Here is a 16830-nt window from a genome sequence, read left to right as displayed (position 1 = left end):
TTTGTATCGGCGACACAAAGTGCAAGATCGGCGGGGGCAAGGGGCGGGGGCGGGGGCGGGGGCGGGGGCAGGGGGGCAGGGGGCGGGGGTGTCGGTACGGTGGGGATATGGGTGAGCAGGGCCTCGACGCGGTGGCGCTCGGGTCGGTGCGGAGCGCCGAGCGACCGGCGGCGGGGACCGGCACCGAGCCCGAAGAGGTCTCTGCGGTGCCGGATCGGGCCACGCTCCGGCTGGCGCTTGTGGTCGGTGGGCTCGTACTCGCCGTGCTGCTCGGGTTCGGGCTCGGCCGGATCAACGGCGGTGGGCCGGCATCGGCGGTGGGCGGCTCCGACAGCGCGCTGGCCGACCACACCCATGCGCCCGGTGCCGGCGCGCACTCGCACGGCGCGGGGCAGGCCGAGGCGGCCGAGGCGGGGGGACTGGCCGTCAGCCGGGACGGCTACACGCTCGCCCCGTTGAGCGGCGACTTCACCGCGGGGCAGGCTGGCGAACTGCGGTTCCAGATCCGGGACGGGCAACGCCGGGCGGTCACCCGCTTCGCGGTCGTGCACGACAAGCCGATGCACCTGATCGTGGTGCGCCGCGACCTGACCGGCTACCAGCACCTGCACCCGACCATGGCGGCGGACGGGACCTGGTCGGTGCCGCTCACGCTGCCGGATCCGGGCATCTGGCGGGCGTACGCCGACTTCACGGCGCTCGCCGACGACGGCCGGCAGACGGCCACCACCCTCGGCGTGGATCTGGTGGCACCGGGCGGGTACGCGCCCCGCGCCCTGCCCGCACCGGCGACCACCACCACTGTCGACGGGTTCAGCGTCGGATATCAGGGCAGCTTCGAGCCCGGCCTGAGCACGCCGCTGGCCTTCCGGGTCACCGGGGCGGACGGTGCCGGGCCGCCGTTGGAGCGCTACCTCGGGGCGTACGGCCACCTCGTGGTGTTGCGCGAGGGGGATCTCGGCTACCTGCACGTGCATCCGGAGCCGGAGCTGGTGGACGGCGCGATCCAGTTCTGGTTGACCACGCCGGGACCGGGGCGGTACCGCCTCTATCTGGACTTCGCCACCGGCGGCGAGGTGCGGACCGCCGAGTTCACCGCGACCGTGCCGTAACCAGTCCGGCCCGTGTTGACCCAGCCGGCCCGTGTTGTGACCCAGCCGGTCCGTGTTGTGATCCAGCTGGCCCGTGCCGTAGCCCGGGCCGGTCAGCCGGCGCGGCGGATCGGGCGGCGGGCGAGGTAGCGCAGCAGGTCGCGGATGTGGTGCTTCTCCTCGGCCGGCACGGTCGGGTCCGACAGCCGTTGCAGGATCACCCGGACGTCGGCCTCGACCGGGCTGTCGTCGCCGCCCCGCCGCAGCGGCCCGGCCCCGGCGTCGGGCAGGCCGAGCGCGCGGAAGGCCGCCGCCACCGGCAACTCCAGCGCGGCACAGAAGCCACGGACCTTGGCCAGCTCGGGATAGTCGTGCCAGTCGCCGGCGAGCCAGCGGAACACGGTGGAACGACCGACACCGGTGTGCGTGGCCAGGTCGCTTACCGTCCAGCCGCGCTCTTCCCGGGCCTCGTCGATGGCCTGCCGCACGAAGCGCGCGAATGCCATCTGTGGCGAAACCTCTGCCGATCCCATCCGGTGGGTGTTCCCTCCCGACCGGCACCCCCGCGGTGCGTACTTCGAGAGTAGTACGGCAAAGGAGAGAGACAACTGACTGACCGACCAGGCGGTTCCGGTCGCGAGAGCCGGATCGGTCAGCGTGCCTGGTCGGAAGGGTCGAGCAGGATTTCCAGCCGAGGTGTGATTCGCCACTGCCCGATTAGCTCGCGGTATTCCGTGCGCTGACCGGCCGTGGGTGCGGCATCCGTACGGCGGGCCCGGATCAGCAGGTTACGTGGGGTGTGCGCGGAGTCGACGAACTCGACCACCTCGGCCCGGTAGCCGTGCAACCGCAGCAGCGCGGCGCGCAGCGCGTCGGTGAGGACGTCCGCGAAGCGCTCGCGGAGGATGCCCTGCCGGGTGAGCAACTCGTACGCCCCGGGGGCCGGTCGGGCGCGCAACTGCGCCGCGATGTCGTGGTGGCAGCAGGGCGCGGCGAGCACCCAGCGGGCGCCCCAGCGCACCGCTCGGGCCAACGCCTCGTCGGTGGCGGTGTCGCAGGCGTGCAACGCGAGCACCAGATCGGGGGCCGGCTCGACGACGGCGTCGGCGATAGTGCCGGCCACGAACCGCACCCGGTCGGCCCAACCAAGCCGTTCGGCCAGTTCGGTGTTGCGGCGGCGCTGGTCGTCGCGGACGTCCACGCCGACCAAATCGACGTCGAGGCCGAGTTGGGAGAGATAGCGGTACGCGGCGAAGGTCAGGTACGCGTTGCCGCAGCCCAGGTCCACCACGCGCAGCGGACCGTGCAGGTTCCGGGCCGGCTCGTCCGGCAGGGTGGCCGCCAGCGCCCGCAGGAACGCGTCGACCTGCCGTCGCTTCGCCGCCGAGCCGCCGATCTCGGCGAAGATCGGGTCGCCGGGATCGAGCAGGTACTCCTTGGTCCGGTCGTGTCCGGCCGGCGCACCGGTCGGGCGGGTGGCGGCCGTCCGGTGTACCTGTGCCTCGCCCGACTTGGTGACCCGCAACTGCAACGTGCGGTCGGCGGTCTCCACGTGCCAGTTGCCGAACGGCTCGGCGAGCAGCGCCTCGACCGCCGCAGCCGCCTCGGGACCCGGTGCGACGTTGCGGGTGTACGGCCGGGCACCGTCGGAGGTGGCGATCTGTAGTCGCGGGCCGGCCTTGAGCGCCACCGACCGCAGCTCGGCCCGGACCACCGTGGGGCGCTGACCGCGCCGCCGACCCGCGGCCACGGCCCGGGTCAGCGCGGGACCGAGCAGCATCGAGCGCACCTCGGCCAGGGCCGAGTCCAAGGATTCGGGCATCGTTCCATCTTCCCTGTCCACCCGACCCGGGCCATCACCACCCGGCCTGCCTCACCACCACCCGGCCGGCGTCACCGCCGGGCCGGTACCTCGGTCAGTCGGTGGCCACCTCGGCCGGCGTACCGCTCGGGCTGCCGGCGCCACCACGGCGGCGTCGGCGCCGACGCGGGCGGGTCGCCTCACCGGCGGCGTCCGGGGTGGTCTCGGCTGGCGTGCCGTCGCTGGTCGGCAGGGCCGCGTCGGCGGCGGTCACCACCTCGCCGGCCCGGCGGCGCCGGCGGCGGCGTGGAGTACGGGTTCCTTCGTCGCCCGTGGTCTCGACGGCCTCCGGTGCGGTGTCGCCGTCCCGCGCGCCACCGCTGTCGCCGCGTCCGCGTCCACGCCCTCGGCCGACCTCTTCCCGGCCCCGGCTCCGGCGACCGGAACCGCGCGGCTCGCTCCGGCGGGACCGGCCGCCCAGGTCCTCCTCGACCTCGGCGGAGAGGCCGGCGCGGGTGCGCTCGGCGGTCGGCAGGGTGCCGGTGATCTCCGACGGGATGTGCAGGTCGGTGTAGAGATGCGGAGAGGTGTGGTACGTCTCCGGCGGCTCCGGCATGTCCAGCCCGAGCGTCTTGTCGATGATCCGCCAGCGCGGCATGTCGTCCCAGTCGACGAAGGTCACCGCCACGCCGCTCGCGCCGGCCCGGCCGGTGCGGCCGATCCGGTGGGTGTAGGTGTCCTGGTCTTCCGGGCAGTCGTAGTTGATGACGTGGGTGACGCCGGTGACGTCGATGCCCCGGGCGGCGACGTCGGTGGCCACCAGGGTGTCGATCTTGCCGGCCCGGAACGCACGCAGCGCCCGCTCGCGGGCACCCTGGCCGAGGTCACCGTGCACCGCCGCGACGGCGAAGCCACGGAAGTCGAGATCCTCGGAGACCCGGTCGGCGGCCCGCTTGGTGCGCGTGAAGATCATGGTCAGGCCACGGCTCTCCGCCTGGAGGATCCGGGCCACGATCTCGATCTTGTTCATCGAGTGGGTGCGGTAGACCAACTGCTCGGTCTGCGGCGAAGGGCCGGTCTCCGCCGTGTGGCCGGCGTGGATCGTGATCGGGTGACGCAGGAACCGCCGGGACAGCGTCACGATCGGGTCCGGCATGGTCGCGGAGAAGAGCATGGTCTGCCGGTCCTCCGGCAGCATCGCCAGGATCCGCTCGACGTCGTCGAGGAAGCCCAGGTCGAGCATGCGGTCGGCCTCGTCCAGCACCAGCGCGCGTACGCCGTGCAGGCGCAGGTGCTTCTGCTTGGCCAGGTCGAGCAGCCGGCCCGGCGTGCCGACCAGGATCTCCACGCCCTTGCGGAGCGCGTCGACCTGCGGCTCGTACGCCACCCCGCCGTAGATCGGCAGCACGCGTACGCCCCGGGTGCGGCCGGCTGCCGCGATGTCCTTGGCGACCTGGATGCCCAGCTCACGGGTTGGTACGACGACAAGTGCCTGGGGCAGGCCGTCGCCACCCTCGCCGGGTGCGAAGACCCGCTCCAGCAGTGGCACGCCGAAGCCGAGCGTCTTTCCGGTGCCGGTCGGTGCCTGCCCGATCAGGTCGGCGCCGCGCAGCGCGATCGGCAGCGCGTACTCCTGGATGGCGAAGGCGCGGGTGATGCCGGCCGTGGCCAGCGCCTCCACCGTCTCGGCGCGGGCGCCGAGCTCGGCGAAGGTCGGTGCCTCCGGTCGGACCGGTGCGGTCGGGGCCAGTTCCTGGCCGTCTGTGAGGTCTTGAATCAGCTCACTCATGTGGATTTGGGGGTGCCCTCTCGTGGGTGCGCCCCGTCATGTCCTCAGGGCGCGTTCGGTATGGCGCGGGCCACACGGTCGGCGGCAGATTGCCGGGCGGACCGGGCCGCACGCGCGCCGCAGGTCGGACTTCGACCGGAATTCCGATGGGATCCCGGCCGGCTCGACACCTACGGCAACGCCGCCATGCTACCTGAACGGGCCATACGCCGTCCCGATTCCCGAGCGACTTAACGCTACGGTGGGGGCGAGGATGTGACGTGTATCACCACTGAGGGCTCGACCGGCCTGGTGAGCGGTGGTGTGACGGGCTCGACCGGCCTGGTGGGCGGTGGTGTGACGGGCTCGACCGGCGGTTCACCGCGCGTGACGGTCAACCGCCGGCCAGCTACGACCAGCCGTCAGCGGACGGTGAAACCGACCGCCCGAGGCGACGCCTCCGCGATCTCGACGTAGGCGACCTTGCTGACCGGCACGATGATCCGCCGGCCCTTCTCGTCGGTCAGGGAAAGGGTGCCCTCGCCCCTGGCGACGGCGTCGGTCACGATCCGCTCGATCTCGGCCGGCGACTGCGCGCTCTCCAGGACCAGCTCGCGCGGTGCGTACTGCACGCCGATCTTGACCTCCACTTTGCCTCCTCCGTCGGGCGAAATTGCCGCCGTTGCGAAGGCTATCCGATCACAAGGTGTCGGTTCAGGCTGACTCACCTTGCAGCGGGAAGCTGGCGATGCCCCGCCAGGACAGCGCGGCGACAAGTGCCTCGGCCTCGGCCTTGGGTACCTGGCGCCCGCGCGCCAGCCAGAACTGCGCGGCGGTCTCGGCCGCGCCCACCAGGCCGGAGGCGAGCAGCTCGGCGTGCGCCCGGCTGACTCCGGTGTCGGAGATGATGGTGTCGGTGATGGCCGCGATGCAGCCCTGCTCGACCCGCTCCACGCGCTGCCGCACGGCCGGGTCGTTGCGCAGGTCCGACTCGAAGACCAGCCGGAAGGCCTCGCTCTCGTGGTCGACGAAGTCGAAGTACGCCCGCACGGAGGCGCTGACCCGTTCCTTGTTGTCGGTGGTGCTCGCCATGGCGTCGTGCACCTTCGCGACGATGGCGTCACAGTGTGTGTCCAGGAGCGCCAGGTAGAGCTCCATCTTGCCGGGGAAGTGCTGGTACAGCACGGGCTTGGAGACCCCGGCCCGCTCGGCGATGTCGTCCATTGCCGCGGCGTGGTAGCCCTGCGCGACGAACACCTCCTGAGCTGCGGCGAGCAGCTGCTTGCGGCGCGCCGACCGGGGAAGTCGGGTGGGCCGGCCGGCGGTCTGCGCGCCGTTCCCAACAGTGGTCATGGGAACCTCCGAGGTTGTCGTACGGGCCGGCATATCGCCCGAACCGGTCGGGGCCCGGAGGCTCCGCACGGAATTGGCCCGCCGCTGTAACTTATCGCCACTGTCGCCACACGGTAGCCTCAGCGGGGGCGACCAAGGAGCGCGCGGTGAGTGAAACAGGGCAACCCGGTGCCGCCACCCCGGGAGAGCACGGCGACGGTGCGGGTCAGCGGGATGACCTGGCCCGTTCCGGCAACGGGTGGGCCCCGTCGGCTGCCGACTGGTCCTGGGGCGGAGACGACTCCGCCGCCACCTGGCGTCAGCCTGAACCGCCCCCGGGCTGGGCCACCGCAGCGCCGCGCTACGCCGACCTGCCCGCACCGATGGGTGAACGGGCCTGGCCCGAGCAGCCGGCCCGGGTCAACGGGCACCACGTCAACGGCGTGCACCAACCGGAGGAGCCGGCCGGTGGCCAGTACGCCCCGGTGAGCGCCCCACCCGGGCCACGTGAGGCCGGCCACGATCCGGGCCGGGACCGACTCGTGGTGCCGGCGCCGCGTCCCGCCTCCTCCGGCGAACAGCCCGGGGCCGCCGGGCTGCCGACCTCCGCGCCGCCCGCCGTGCAGGTGCCGCCCGTCGGCACCGCCGCCTCCGGCTTCGAGGTGCCGCCCGGCCTGCACGCCCCCACCGTCGAGCGCTCCGACGACGTACCGACCTCCGGCCCGCCCGCCGGGTGGGAGGACGCGTTTGCGCCCGAGCCGACCCACGAGACCCGACCCGCGTCGCCCGACAGCGGTCGCCCGGCCGCCGCCGACCGGTCGGCGGCACCCGGCGAGGCCGCCGGGCCGCCCCCGACCGAGCCACCAGCGCCCGAGCCCGAGCGCCCGAGCTGGGCGCGGTCCGGCACGGCCAACGACTGGGCACCCTCCTGGGCGCGGGGTGACGCGCCGTCGTGGGCGCACGGCGACGGTGAATCGACCGGCCGGCGGTCGCGCGAGGCGCCGGCCCAGGGGTGGGTCAGCGAGCCCAGCCGGCCGTACGAGCCGGTGCGCGCCGAGCCGACGCGGCCCTACGAGGCGGTACCCGTCGAGCGGCCCCGCCCGTACGAGCCCGCCCGGGCGGAGGCCCGCCCCGGCCCGGGGCAGGAGCCCGCCGCCGAGCCCGAGCCGGCGGCCGACCGACCGTCGTGGGCGGCCGAGCCGCCGAGCGCCCCGCCGAGCCCGGAACGTCCGTCGTGGGCCGCCCAGTCGACAAGCGGGCCGCCGGCCGGCGAGTACCCGTCCTGGGGCGCGCGCCCGGTCAGCGGCGCCCCGGCCGACGACGCGCTGCCGTGGGGCGCGCGACTCGACGAGGGTCAGTCGTGGGGCGGCCGCGGCTCCGGTCAGCCGCCGGGTGAGGAGCGCCTGCCATGGGCGCTCGGCCCGGCCAGTGCCCCGCCCGCCAGCACCCCCCAGCCGACAAGTGCCCCACCGGCCAGCGCTCCGCCGGCCCTGCGGGACGCCCCGCCCGAGCCGGGGTCGGCGATGCCGGTGGCCGAGGCCGCGGCGGCCGACCCGCCGGGCTACCGGCCGTTCCGGCTCCGTCCGGTGCCCAGCGAGCCGGCACCTCCTCCCCAGCCCGCTCCGGATCCGGTCGTGACCCGGCCGGCCTCGGCGTCGACCGATCCGGCGGATGGTGCGTCCGCCAGCGGGACGAGCCGCCGTGAGCGCACCCCCACCGCGCCCGTTCCGACGAGCGCAGCCCCCTACGCGGCACGTCGATCCGCGCCTGATCCGGAGTTGTCCGGCGAGCGGTCGCCGGACAGCACGTCGGCGGTGTTGCCGCAGCGCGTCCCCGCCGAACCGGACGTGCCCGTCGTGCCGGAGCCGCCAGCTGTGGACCCACCCGCCGAAACTCCGGAACTCGCCCGGATCGCCACCCACCTCCGTCGGGACGACGAGCCGGCGCCGTTGCGGGAGCGGCCCGAGGGCTTCGACGTCAACGCGATCCTCGACGCCGTACGCGAGGTCGACGGGGTGCGGGACGCGTCCCTGCGCCGTACCCCGGCCGGTGCCCACAGCCTGCGCCTCGACCTCTCCGACGGTGCCGACCCGGCCGAGGTGAGCCGGCACGTCGCCCGCCTGCTCCAGGAGCGCATGGGGCTGGCCGCCGCGCCGCACGGCGTACCGGAGACGCCCGTGGCGCCGATGCGCCGACGCTCCGTCGAGAACCGGGGCGGCGACGGCGGCGAGGCCCGGGCCGCCGGCGAGCCCCGCCGACCGGCCAACCGGCCCGCCGCCGCCCGAGCGGAGGCCATCGCCGCCCGGACCGAACAGGTGCCGGAGACCTCACGTCGACGCCGGCCGGCGCCGGCCGCCGGCCGGGGTCGGGCCACCGTGGAGGAGGTGAGCCCCCCGGGTAGCCCGGCCACCCTCGGTGCCTCCTACTCCGGCGGGCAGCTGACCACCACCGAGTCCGCGCCGTCCCGGCCACTGAACACCGGCGGTACGCCCGGACCCCGGGTGGTGCTCGACCACGTCCAGGTGAGCACCTTCGGGCTCGAAGCCACCGTCGAGGTACGGCTGATCGCCGGCGACCAGAACTCGGCCGGTTACGCCACCGGGCCCGCCGTCGACGGGTACGTGCTGCGCCTCTGCGCGGTGGCCGCCGCCGCCGCGATCGACGAGTTGCTGCGCGGCACCGGCGCGACCACCGACCGGGGACGCTGCTTCGTGGAGCACGCCGCCGTGGTGCCGTTCGGCAACTGTGAGGTGGCAACCGTCGTGGTGCTGCTGGTCTGCGACGGCTGGGTCGAGCAGCTCGCCGGCTCCGCCCTGGTCGCGGGCGACCCCCGACAGGCGGTGGTGAGGGCCACACTGGCTGCGGTGAATCGGCGGCTGGAGGCGCTGCTGGCCTGAGTCGGTCGCAGGCAGACTGGAACGGTGAAGCCTGCGACCCTCTGGCCCGACCAGCTGCTCCCCGCGCACTCGGTGCCGCCGCCCTGGCCCGGCCGCGAGGTCAGCCTCGACGGCCTGGTCACCTACGTGCGGGAGACGCCGGCCACCGGGCCCGACGCGGAACCGGCGCTCTACGTGCACGGCCTGGGCGGCTCGGCGCAGAACTGGACCGACCTGGCCGGTCTGCTCGCCGACCGGCTCGACGGCCAGGCGATCGACCTGCCGGGCTTCGGCCGCAGCGAGCCGGGCCAGCGCTACACGGTGCCGGTCTTCGCGCAGCGGGTGATCCGCTGGATCGAGCACTCGGACCGGGGGCCGGTGCACCTGTTCGGCAACTCGCTTGGCGGCGCGATCTCGGTGCGGGTGGCGGCCCTGCGGCCGGACCTGGTCCGGACGCTGACCCTGGTCTCGCCGGCTCTGCCGTTCCTCGACTTCCGCCGGTCGTTGCAGGGCCGGATGCTGCCCCTGCTGGCGGTCCCCCGGGGCGAGCGGCTGGCCGCCTGGCGGCTGGCCCAGCTGGCGCCGGAGGTGATGGCCCAGCAGGTGATGGAGGCGTGCGTGGCCGACCTCAGCCGGATCTCCGACCAGCGTCGACGGGAGGCGCTGGAGGAGATCCGGGTGCGCTACCAGGCGGAGCACTACGCGGCGGCCTACGTCCGGACGTTCCGTGGCCTGGTCTCCAGCTTCCTCCGGTCGTACCTGCCGGGCTCGGACTCGCTCTGGCGGATGGCCGCTTCGGTGCAGGCGCCGACGCTTGTCGTCGGGGGCCGGCAGGACCGGCTGGTAGACGTACGGGTGGCGCCGCAGACCGCCCGGATGATCCCGGACAGCCGGCTGCTGATGCTCGACGGCGTCGGGCACGTGGCACAGCTGGAGGTGCCGCGCCTGGTGGCCCGGGCCGTGGTCGGACTGCTCACCGAAACGGGGGACCGCGGTCACCGGACCGACCTGGCAGGATGAGCCGGGTGTCGCTTCCTCGTAGCCATCGCCGGCAACCCGGCCGGCATACCCGTCCGTCGAGTTCGGCCGGGCCGGCCGTCGAGGCCACGAGGGAGCGGAAGCCCCGGCGGCGGCCCGCGGTCGTCGCCCGGACGGTAGTGCTGCTGGCTGCGGTCGGCGCGGCGGTGACACTTGTCGCGGGGGGCACCGGATGGCTGCGCGGCGCGGCCGGTGCCGGTGAGGTGGGCGGCTCCCCGGCGTCGTCGCCGGCGATGGTGGTCGCGCCGCCGCCGGTGACCCCGTCGCCCGCGCCGACCTCGGCGAGTCCCTCGCCCGAGCCGCCGGTGCTGCGGGAGCCCGGGCCGGTCCCGTCCGCCGGGCGGGGCAATTTCGACATCGACGACCGCACCGGCCCGGTGCTCGGCACGGCCGGCCGGGTGCAGGGCTACCGGGTCGCGGTGGAGACCGGTTCGGGGGTGGAGGCGGGCGAGTTCGCCCTGGCCGTCCAGACGGCGCTGACCGGCCCGGGTAGCTGGGTGGAGAGCGGCCGCCTGCGGCTGCGGCAGGTCGACCGGGACGCCGCGTACGACTTCACGGTCTATCTGGCGACGCCGCGGACGGCGGGCCGGATGTGTGCCGCCGGTGGCGTGGACATCCGGGTCGGCGGGCGGCCCTACACCTCCTGCCGCGCGCCGGGCAAGGTGATCATCAACCTGGAGCGCTGGCGGTTGTCGGTGCCGCACTACGTCGAGGCGAAGGTGCCGCTCTCGGTCTACCGCAACTACGTGGTCAACCACGAGGTCGGGCACCAGTTGGGCAACCGGCATGAGCGCTGCCCGGGCAAGGGTGAGCCGGCGCCGGTGATGATGCAGCAGACGCTCTTCCTCAACGGCTGCGTGGCGAATCCCTGGCCGTACCTTGACGGCCGGCGGTACGCCGGGCCGCGGCTCTGAGGTAGTTGCGGCCACTGGCCCGAGTTGCCGGGATGCGCCTTATTGGGGTGCGATGATGGCGTCATGCCCGCTTCACCCCTTCCCGGGCCGCCGTCGGCTGATCGACCGGCGGGCCGTTCGTGGCGGCGGCACCGGGCCACGGTGCTCCTGCTCTCCAGGGCGACCCTGGTGCTGGCGCTCGCGGTCATCGCGACGGTCTCCGTCGTCCGGGCCGGTGAGCGCAGAGCCGTCCCGGATCCGAGCGCGGCCCGGATCGAGGCGGACCAGCCGGCCCCGCCCAGCGCCTTCCCGAGCAGCGGCACCGGTACCTTCCTGCTGGCCGACCAGGAGTCGCCGGTACGCGGAGTGGCCGGGCCGGTCGCCCGTTACCGGGTCGCCGTGGAGCAGGGCGCCGGGCAGGACCCGGCCGATTTCGCGGCCGAGGTCGACACGGTACTTGCCGATCCGCGTAGCTGGACCGGCTCGGCCGAGTTGCGCGTGCAGCGGGTCGTCGAGGCCGACCGGGCGGATTTCACCATCTACCTGGCCACCCCGCTCACCTCGACGGCGATGTGTGCCGAGGGCGGGCTGCACACCGAGGGCTACACCTCCTGTCGGCTACCCGGGAAAGTGATCATCAATCTGGCGCGCTGGTTGGCGGCGGTGCCGGACTACGGGGCGCCGCTTGCGGTGTACCGGGCCTACGTGCTCAACCACGAGGTCGGCCACGAGTTCGGGGAGTCCCACGAGGCGTGCCCCGGGCCCGGCCGCCCCGCGCCTGTGATGCAGCAGCAGACGTACGGCCTGGCGGGTTGCGTGGCGAACGCCTGGCCCTTCCTCGACGGCCACCGGTACGCCGGTGACCTCGTGCCCTGAGCCGAGGTCACCCCGGCGACCCCGCCTCACCGTCGCCCGTCTGCTCCGGCCGCGCTTATTCCCGCTCCCGCATGCCGGGCGACGTGTCCCTGCTCATGGTCGATGGGCGCCCCGGCGAGCGACAATGGCCGGGTTGCCCACACATCGATCCCCGGGGAGTTCACCGTGTCGCTGCCCCCGCTCGTCGAACCCGCCGCCGAGCTGACCGTTGACGAGATCCGCCGCTACTCACGTCACCTGATCATCCCAGACGTCGGGGTGACCGGCCAGAAGCGGCTGAAGAACGCCCGGGTGCTCTGTGTCGGTGCCGGTGGCCTCGGCTCTCCCGCCCTGCTGTACCTGGCCGCCGCCGGGGTCGGCACCCTCGGCATCATCGACTTCGACACCGTCGACGAGTCCAACCTCCAGCGCCAGGTCATCCACGGCGTCTCCGACGTGGGCCGGCCCAAGGCCGAGTCGGCGGCGGCGAGCATCCGCGAGATCAATCCGCTGGTCGAGGTGGTGATCCACAACACCGCGCTGGACCGGGAGAACGTCCGCGAGATCTTCGCCCAGTACGACCTGATCGTCGACGGCACGGACAACTTCGCCACCCGGTACATGGTCAACGACGCGGCGGTGCTGCTCGGCAAGCCGTACGTCTGGGGGTCGATCTACCGCTTCGACGGCCAGGCGTCGGTGTTCTGGGCCGAGCACGGTCCCTGCTACCGCTGCCTCTACCCGGAGCCCCCGCCGCCCGGCATGGTTCCCTCCTGCGCCGAGGGTGGCGTGCTCGGTGTGCTCTGCGCCTCGATCGGCTCGATCCAGGTCAACGAGGCGATCAAGCTGCTCGCCGGCATCGGCGAGCCGCTTGTCGGCCGGCTGATGGTCTACGACGCCCTTGAGATGAGCTACCGCAAGATCAAGGTGCGCAAGGACCCGAACTGCGTGCTCTGCGGCGAGAACGCGACCCTGACCGACCTGATGGAGGACTACGAGGACTTCTGCGGCGCGGTCTCGGTCGAGGCGCAGGAGGCGGTGGTCGACGCCACCATCACCGCGACCGAGCTGAAGGAGTGGCAGGACGCCGGCAAGGACATCTTCCTCGTCGACGTCCGGGAGCCGGCCGAGTACGAGATCGTCCGCATCCCCGGCGCGACGCTGATCCCCAAGGGGGAGATCCTCTCCGGCGAGGCGCTGGCTCGGCTGCCGCAGGACAAGCAGGTCGTGCTGCACTGCAAGTCCGGCGTCCGGTCCGCCGAGGCGCTGGCCGCCCTGAAGGCGGCCGGTTTCCGCGACGCCGTCCACGTGCAGGGCGGGGTGCTCTCCTGGATCAAGCAGATCGACCCCTCCCTCCCCGCTTACTGAAGTAAGGAAGGGCCCCTTCTTAACGCCTCGTGTAGAGGAGGGGCCCCCTATTAACAGTTCGCAACGAACACCCTGCTCAACCCCGCCGTCGGGGCGGCGCACCTGCCCGAAGAACCGAGGCGCAATCAGGTTCTCGCCGGTAGCCTGACCGCCGTGGTCGACATCGACGCCGCGATCGGGTTCGTGGTGGCGCACGGGGACGCGGTGGAGCGTGCCCGGCTCTCCTGGTTGCGTACCGGCACCCCACCGGCTCCCGAGGTGCTCGACAGCGCGGAGGTCGGCCAGACCCTCGGCGGCGGCTGGCCGGCGACCTGGGGTGACGAGGTCGCCTCCGTCGACGCGACCTGTTTCCGGCTGACCGAGCTGGACGATCTCGGCGCGCTGGGCCGGCCGGCCGCCCGCCGGGCGCTGGACTGGCTGGCCGCCGCCCAGCAGCGCGACGGCTGCTGGGAAGAGGATCAGGCGCTCGCCGACAGCGCTCCCGAATGGGCCCGTCCGGGCAGCCCGGAGGCGCGGCTCTACCTGACCGCCAACGCCGCGTTCTGGCTCACCGTGGCCGGCCTGGACGCCCGGGCCGCCGGCCCGCTCGACCACCGGGTCGGCGGAGCGTACGCCGGTGTGGTGCAGGCCGCCGGCCAGGCGCTCGCCGCCCAGCTGCACCCCGACGGCAGCTGGCCCTCCTTCCTGGCCGCCGGTTGGCTGAGCGCGGCGGTGCTGCACCGGCAGCAGATGTTCTACGAGTCGGCGCGGATCAAGGCGGTGCTCGCCGAGCGGCTGCCGCAGGCGGCGCCGGCCGACGCCGCGTGGCTGGCCGCGACGCTGCGCCGGGTCGGCGTCGACGAGCAGGAGTGGACGCTGGTGGCGGCCCGCCGCCGGCTGGCCGAGACGCAGCGCACCGACGGCGGCTGGAGCAGCGACGACGGCCACCAGTTCGACGTCCACGCCACCCTGGCCGCGATCCGCGCCTTCCGCTGAGTGACTCAGTTACGCAGGTGGCCGGTGCCGGTCACCACGTACTTGGTGCTGGTCAGCTCGGGCAGCCCCATCGGGCCGCGGGCGTGCAGCTTCTGCGTGGAGATGCCGATCTCGGCGCCGAAGCCGAACTCGCCACCGTCGGTGAACCGGGTCGAGGCGTTCACCATGACCGCCGCCGAGTCCACCCGGGCCACGAACTCCCGGGCCGCCGCCTGCGAGTCGGTGACGATCGCCTCGGTGTGACCGCTGCCGTACCGCCGGATGTGCGCGACCGCCGCGTCGAGCGAGTCGACGACGGCGACCGAGATGTCCGCCGAGAGGTATTCGGTGGCGAAATCCTCGTCGGTGGCCGGGACCACGGCGTCGGAGAAGCGGGCCACCTCGGCGGAACCGTGCACGGTCACCCCGGCCTCGGCGAAGGCGGCCAGCATCGCGGGCAGGAACTCCTCCGCGATCGCGGCGTGCACCAGCAGCGACTCGGCGGTGTTGCAGGTGGAGAGCCGCTGGGTCTTGGCGTTGAGCGCGATCGACACCGCCATCGACAGGTCGGCGGCGGCGTCCACGTAGACGTGGCAGTTGCCCACCCCGGTCTCGATCACGGGCACGGTCGACTCCTCGACCACGGTCCGGATCAGCGACGCGCCACCGCGCGGGATCAGCACGTCGACCAGGCCGCGCGCCCGCATCAGCTCCTTGACCGAGTCGCGGGTGCTGGCGTCGAGCAGCTGCACCGCGTCCGCCGGCAGGTCGGCGTCGGCGATGGCGTCGCGCAGCACCGCCACCAGCGCCGCGTTCGAGTGGGCAGCGGACGACGAGCCGCGCAGCAGCGCCGCGTTGCCGGACTTCAGGCAGATGCCGGCGGCGTCCACTGTGACGTTCGGTCGACCCTCGTAGATGATGCCGACCACGCCGAACGGCACCCTGATCTGCCGCAGTTCCAGCCCGTTGGGCAGCGTCGAGCCGCGTACCACCTCGCCCACCGGGTCCGGTAGCGCGGCCATCTGGCGCAGCGCGTCGGCGATGCCGGCCACCCGGCCCTCGTCGAGGGCGAGCCGGTCCAGCACGGCCGCGCTCAGCCCGGCCTCGCGCCCGGCCGCCAGGTCCGCGCCGTTCGCGGCCAGAATCTCCGGCGTACGCGCCACCAGCGCGTCGGCCATCGCGTGCAGCGCGGCATCCTTGGCGGTACGGGTCGCCACGGCCAACACCTCCGCTGCGGTACGCGCCCGCCGGGCCTGCTCGCTCACGCTCATCCCAAGCTCCTCACAGTGTTAGGAAGGGGCCCTTTATATACACCAGGCGTTAACAGGGGGCCCTTCCTTACCAGCATCTACAGCAGGACCAGGTCGTCGCGGTGGACGACCTCTCGTTCGTACGCCGGGCCGAGCGCCGCGGCGAGATCGGTGGTGGAGCGCCCGAGCAGGCCGGGCAGCTCGACCGCGTCGTAGTTGACCAGCCCCCGGGCGACCGGTGCGCCGGAGGTGTCGACCAGGTCGACCGGGTCACCGGCGGTGAACGCCCCGTCGACGGCGGTGATCCCGGCCGGCAGCAGCGACTTGCGTCGACCCACCACGGCGGCGACCGCGCCGGGATCGAGGTGCAGGCGTCCCCGGGGCGAGGTGGCGTGGGCGAGCCAGAACAGCCGGGCGGCCGGGCGGCGCAGGCTGGGGTGGAAGTAGGTGCCGACCGGCTCGCCGGCCAGCGCGGCGACGGCCTGCGTGGCGGAGGTGAGCACCACCGGGATGCCGAATCCGGTGGCGATCCGGGCCGCCTCGACCTTTGTCACCATGCCGCCGGTGCCGACTCCCGAGCGGCCGGCGCCGCCGATGTCGACGCCGGCCAGGTCGGTCTCGTCGCGTACCTCGGCGATGCGGCGGGAACCGGGGCGGGCCGGGTTGCCCGTCCAGAGGGCGTCGACGTCGGAGAGGAGCACCAGCAGGTCGGCGTCGACCAGGGCGGCCACCAGGGCGGCCAGCCGGTCGTTGTCGCCGAACCGGATCTCCTCGGTGGCGACCGTGTCGTTCTCGTTGACGATCGGCACCGCCCGCAGGTCGAGCAGCTTGCGCAGGGTCCGGTACGCGTTGCGGTAGTGCGCCCGCCGGGTCACGTCGTCGACGGTGAGCAGCACCTGGCCGACGGTGTGCCCGTGCCGGGCGAAGGCGGCGGCGTACCGCCCGATCAGCAGGCCCTGGCCGACGCTGGCGGCGGCCTGCTGGGTGGCCAGGTCGCGTGGTCGCCGGGTCAACCCGAGCGGGGCCAGCCCGGCGGCGATCGCACCGGAGGAGACGAGCACCACCTCCCGACCCTCGGTGGTACGAAGGCCGAGGGCGTCGACCAACGCGTCGAGCCGCTCGTCGTCCAGGCCGCCGCTGGCGGTGGTCAACGAGGATGATCCGATCTTGACGACGACCCGCCGGGCCGCCGTGACTGCGTCACGCACCCGCCTATTCTGCGTGGTCGCCGCAGCGACCCCCGCCGCCGTTCCCATAGTCTGGCCGGTCGTGACACCTGACGAGTACGTCGAGGCGGTGCTGGAGCTTGTCGACCGGATCCCGCCGGGCCGGGTGATGTCGTACGGCGCGGTGGCCGACGCGCTCACCGAGCGCTCCGGTCGGGCCTCCGCCCGGTTGGTCGGGGCGATCATGTCCCGGCACGGTGGCGGCGTGCCCTGGCACCGGGTGGTCAACGCTTCGGGCGGCATGCCACCCGGGCTCGCGGCCGAGGCGCGGGCGCGCTGGCTCGCCGAGGGTACGCCGCTGCGCCAGGGCCGGGTGGACATGCGCGCGGCGGCCTGGTGGCCCGGAGAGGGGATGTGACCGGGCGGAAAACGTGAGTA

14 protein-coding genes and 1 pseudogene are annotated in these 16830 nt (G+C 73.8%); 8 read left to right on the top strand and 7 right to left on the bottom strand.

Annotated features, from left to right (window positions below; genetic code table 11):
- Nucleotides 1-107: 107 nt before the first annotated feature.
- Nucleotides 108-1112 (top strand): DUF8832 domain-containing protein, encoded by a 1005-nt coding sequence (locus tag AC507J_RS16155; protein WP_496289956.1) that lies wholly within the window; start codon nucleotides 108-110, stop codon nucleotides 1110-1112.
- Between the two features lie 92 nt (nucleotides 1113-1204).
- On the opposite strand, the gene AC507J_RS16150 is transcribed toward AC507J_RS16155, so the two are convergent.
- The 5 genes from AC507J_RS16150 to AC507J_RS16130 form a co-directional block, all read right to left on the bottom strand.
- A complete protein-coding gene (locus AC507J_RS16150) occupies nucleotides 1205-1624 on the bottom strand; it encodes a helix-turn-helix transcriptional regulator (RefSeq protein WP_496289955.1) in 420 nt (139 codons plus the stop codon).
- 119 nt (nucleotides 1625-1743) lie between these two features.
- The gene (locus AC507J_RS16145; RefSeq protein ID WP_496289954.1) at nucleotides 1744-2913 is read right to left on the bottom strand and encodes a class I SAM-dependent methyltransferase; all 1170 of its coding nucleotides are present in this window, start codon (nucleotides 2911-2913) and stop codon (nucleotides 1744-1746) included.
- A gap of 94 nt (nucleotides 2914-3007) precedes the next feature.
- Complete coding sequence (locus AC507J_RS16140; RefSeq protein WP_496289953.1) at nucleotides 3008-4681, bottom strand: DEAD/DEAH box helicase; 1674 nt, start codon at nucleotides 4679-4681, stop codon at nucleotides 3008-3010.
- Between the two features lie 401 nt (nucleotides 4682-5082).
- A complete protein-coding gene (locus tag AC507J_RS16135) occupies nucleotides 5083-5310 on the bottom strand; it encodes a DUF3107 domain-containing protein (RefSeq protein WP_013736008.1) in 228 nt (75 codons plus the stop codon).
- A 64-nt stretch (nucleotides 5311-5374) separates the two neighbouring features.
- Nucleotides 5375-6013 carry a TetR/AcrR family transcriptional regulator gene (locus tag AC507J_RS16130; RefSeq protein ID WP_496289952.1) on the bottom strand — a complete coding sequence of 213 codons (639 nt, stop codon included), beginning with the start codon at nucleotides 6011-6013 and terminating at the stop codon, nucleotides 5375-5377.
- A 146-nt stretch (nucleotides 6014-6159) separates the two neighbouring features.
- On the opposite strand from AC507J_RS16130, the gene AC507J_RS16125 reads away from it, so the two are divergent.
- The 6 genes and pseudogenes from AC507J_RS16125 (at nucleotide 6160) to AC507J_RS16100 (ending at nucleotide 13997) form a co-directional block, all read left to right on the top strand.
- Nucleotides 6160-8889, top strand: coding sequence for a hypothetical protein (locus AC507J_RS16125; protein WP_496289951.1), 2730 nt, complete (start codon nucleotides 6160-6162; stop codon nucleotides 8887-8889).
- A 24-nt stretch (nucleotides 8890-8913) separates the two neighbouring features.
- Nucleotides 8914-9888 carry an alpha/beta fold hydrolase gene (locus tag AC507J_RS16120; RefSeq protein ID WP_496289950.1) on the top strand — a complete coding sequence of 325 codons (975 nt, stop codon included), beginning with the start codon at nucleotides 8914-8916 and terminating at the stop codon, nucleotides 9886-9888.
- Entirely contained in the window at nucleotides 9885-10820 is a 936-nt protein-coding gene (locus AC507J_RS16115) for a DUF3152 domain-containing protein (RefSeq protein WP_496289949.1), read from the top strand. The genes AC507J_RS16120 and AC507J_RS16115 overlap by 4 nt, the downstream gene beginning before the upstream one ends.
- 63 nt (nucleotides 10821-10883) lie before the next feature.
- A complete protein-coding gene (locus AC507J_RS16110; RefSeq protein ID WP_496289948.1) occupies nucleotides 10884-11675 on the top strand; it encodes a DUF3152 domain-containing protein in 792 nt (263 codons plus the stop codon).
- 95 nt (nucleotides 11676-11770) lie between these two features.
- Nucleotides 11771-13022: pseudogene (gene moeZ, locus AC507J_RS16105) on the top strand (adenylyltransferase/sulfurtransferase MoeZ).
- Nucleotides 13023-13175: 153 nt separating this feature from the next.
- Complete coding sequence (locus AC507J_RS16100; protein WP_496289947.1) at nucleotides 13176-13997, top strand: prenyltransferase/squalene oxidase repeat-containing protein; 822 nt, start codon at nucleotides 13176-13178, stop codon at nucleotides 13995-13997.
- 5 nt (nucleotides 13998-14002) lie between these two features.
- Here the strand turns inward: AC507J_RS16100 and AC507J_RS16095 are convergent, their stop codons facing one another.
- Together AC507J_RS16095 and proB are read right to left on the bottom strand one after the other, a co-directional pair.
- Nucleotides 14003-15247 carry a glutamate-5-semialdehyde dehydrogenase gene (locus AC507J_RS16095; RefSeq protein WP_496289946.1) on the bottom strand — a complete coding sequence of 415 codons (1245 nt, stop codon included), beginning with the start codon at nucleotides 15245-15247 and terminating at the stop codon, nucleotides 14003-14005.
- Between the two features lie 77 nt (nucleotides 15248-15324).
- Nucleotides 15325-16434 carry a glutamate 5-kinase gene (gene proB, locus AC507J_RS16090; RefSeq protein ID WP_496289945.1) on the bottom strand — a complete coding sequence of 370 codons (1110 nt, stop codon included), beginning with the start codon at nucleotides 16432-16434 and terminating at the stop codon, nucleotides 15325-15327.
- A gap of 61 nt (nucleotides 16435-16495) precedes the next feature.
- Between proB and AC507J_RS16085 the strand changes: the two genes are divergently transcribed.
- Entirely contained in the window at nucleotides 16496-16810 is a 315-nt protein-coding gene (locus tag AC507J_RS16085) for an MGMT family protein (RefSeq protein ID WP_496289944.1), read from the top strand.
- The last annotated feature ends 20 nt before the right edge of the window (nucleotides 16811-16830 follow it).

This window comes from Micromonospora sp. PRAS1 (genome assembly GCF_059553435.1).
This window is presented reverse-complemented; position numbering and strand designations above follow the sequence as displayed.

Coding starts and splice junctions, on each gene's coding strand:
- AC507J_RS16110 (WP_496289948.1), top strand. CDS start 10,884: ATGCCCGCTTCACCCCTTCCCGGGCCGCCGTCGGCTGATCGACCGGCG.
- AC507J_RS16115 (WP_496289949.1), top strand. CDS start 9,885: ATGAGCCGGGTGTCGCTTCCTCGTAGCCATCGCCGGCAACCCGGCCGG.
- AC507J_RS16130 (WP_496289952.1), bottom strand. CDS start 6,013: ATGACCACTGTTGGGAACGGCGCGCAGACCGCCGGCCGGCCCACCCGA.
- AC507J_RS16140 (WP_496289953.1), bottom strand. CDS start 4,681: ATGAGTGAGCTGATTCAAGACCTCACAGACGGCCAGGAACTGGCCCCG.
- AC507J_RS16095 (WP_496289946.1), bottom strand. CDS start 15,247: ATGAGCGTGAGCGAGCAGGCCCGGCGGGCGCGTACCGCAGCGGAGGTG.
- AC507J_RS16155 (WP_496289956.1), top strand. CDS start 108: ATGGGTGAGCAGGGCCTCGACGCGGTGGCGCTCGGGTCGGTGCGGAGC.
- AC507J_RS16150 (WP_496289955.1), bottom strand. CDS start 1,624: ATGGGATCGGCAGAGGTTTCGCCACAGATGGCATTCGCGCGCTTCGTG.
- AC507J_RS16145 (WP_496289954.1), bottom strand. CDS start 2,913: ATGCCCGAATCCTTGGACTCGGCCCTGGCCGAGGTGCGCTCGATGCTG.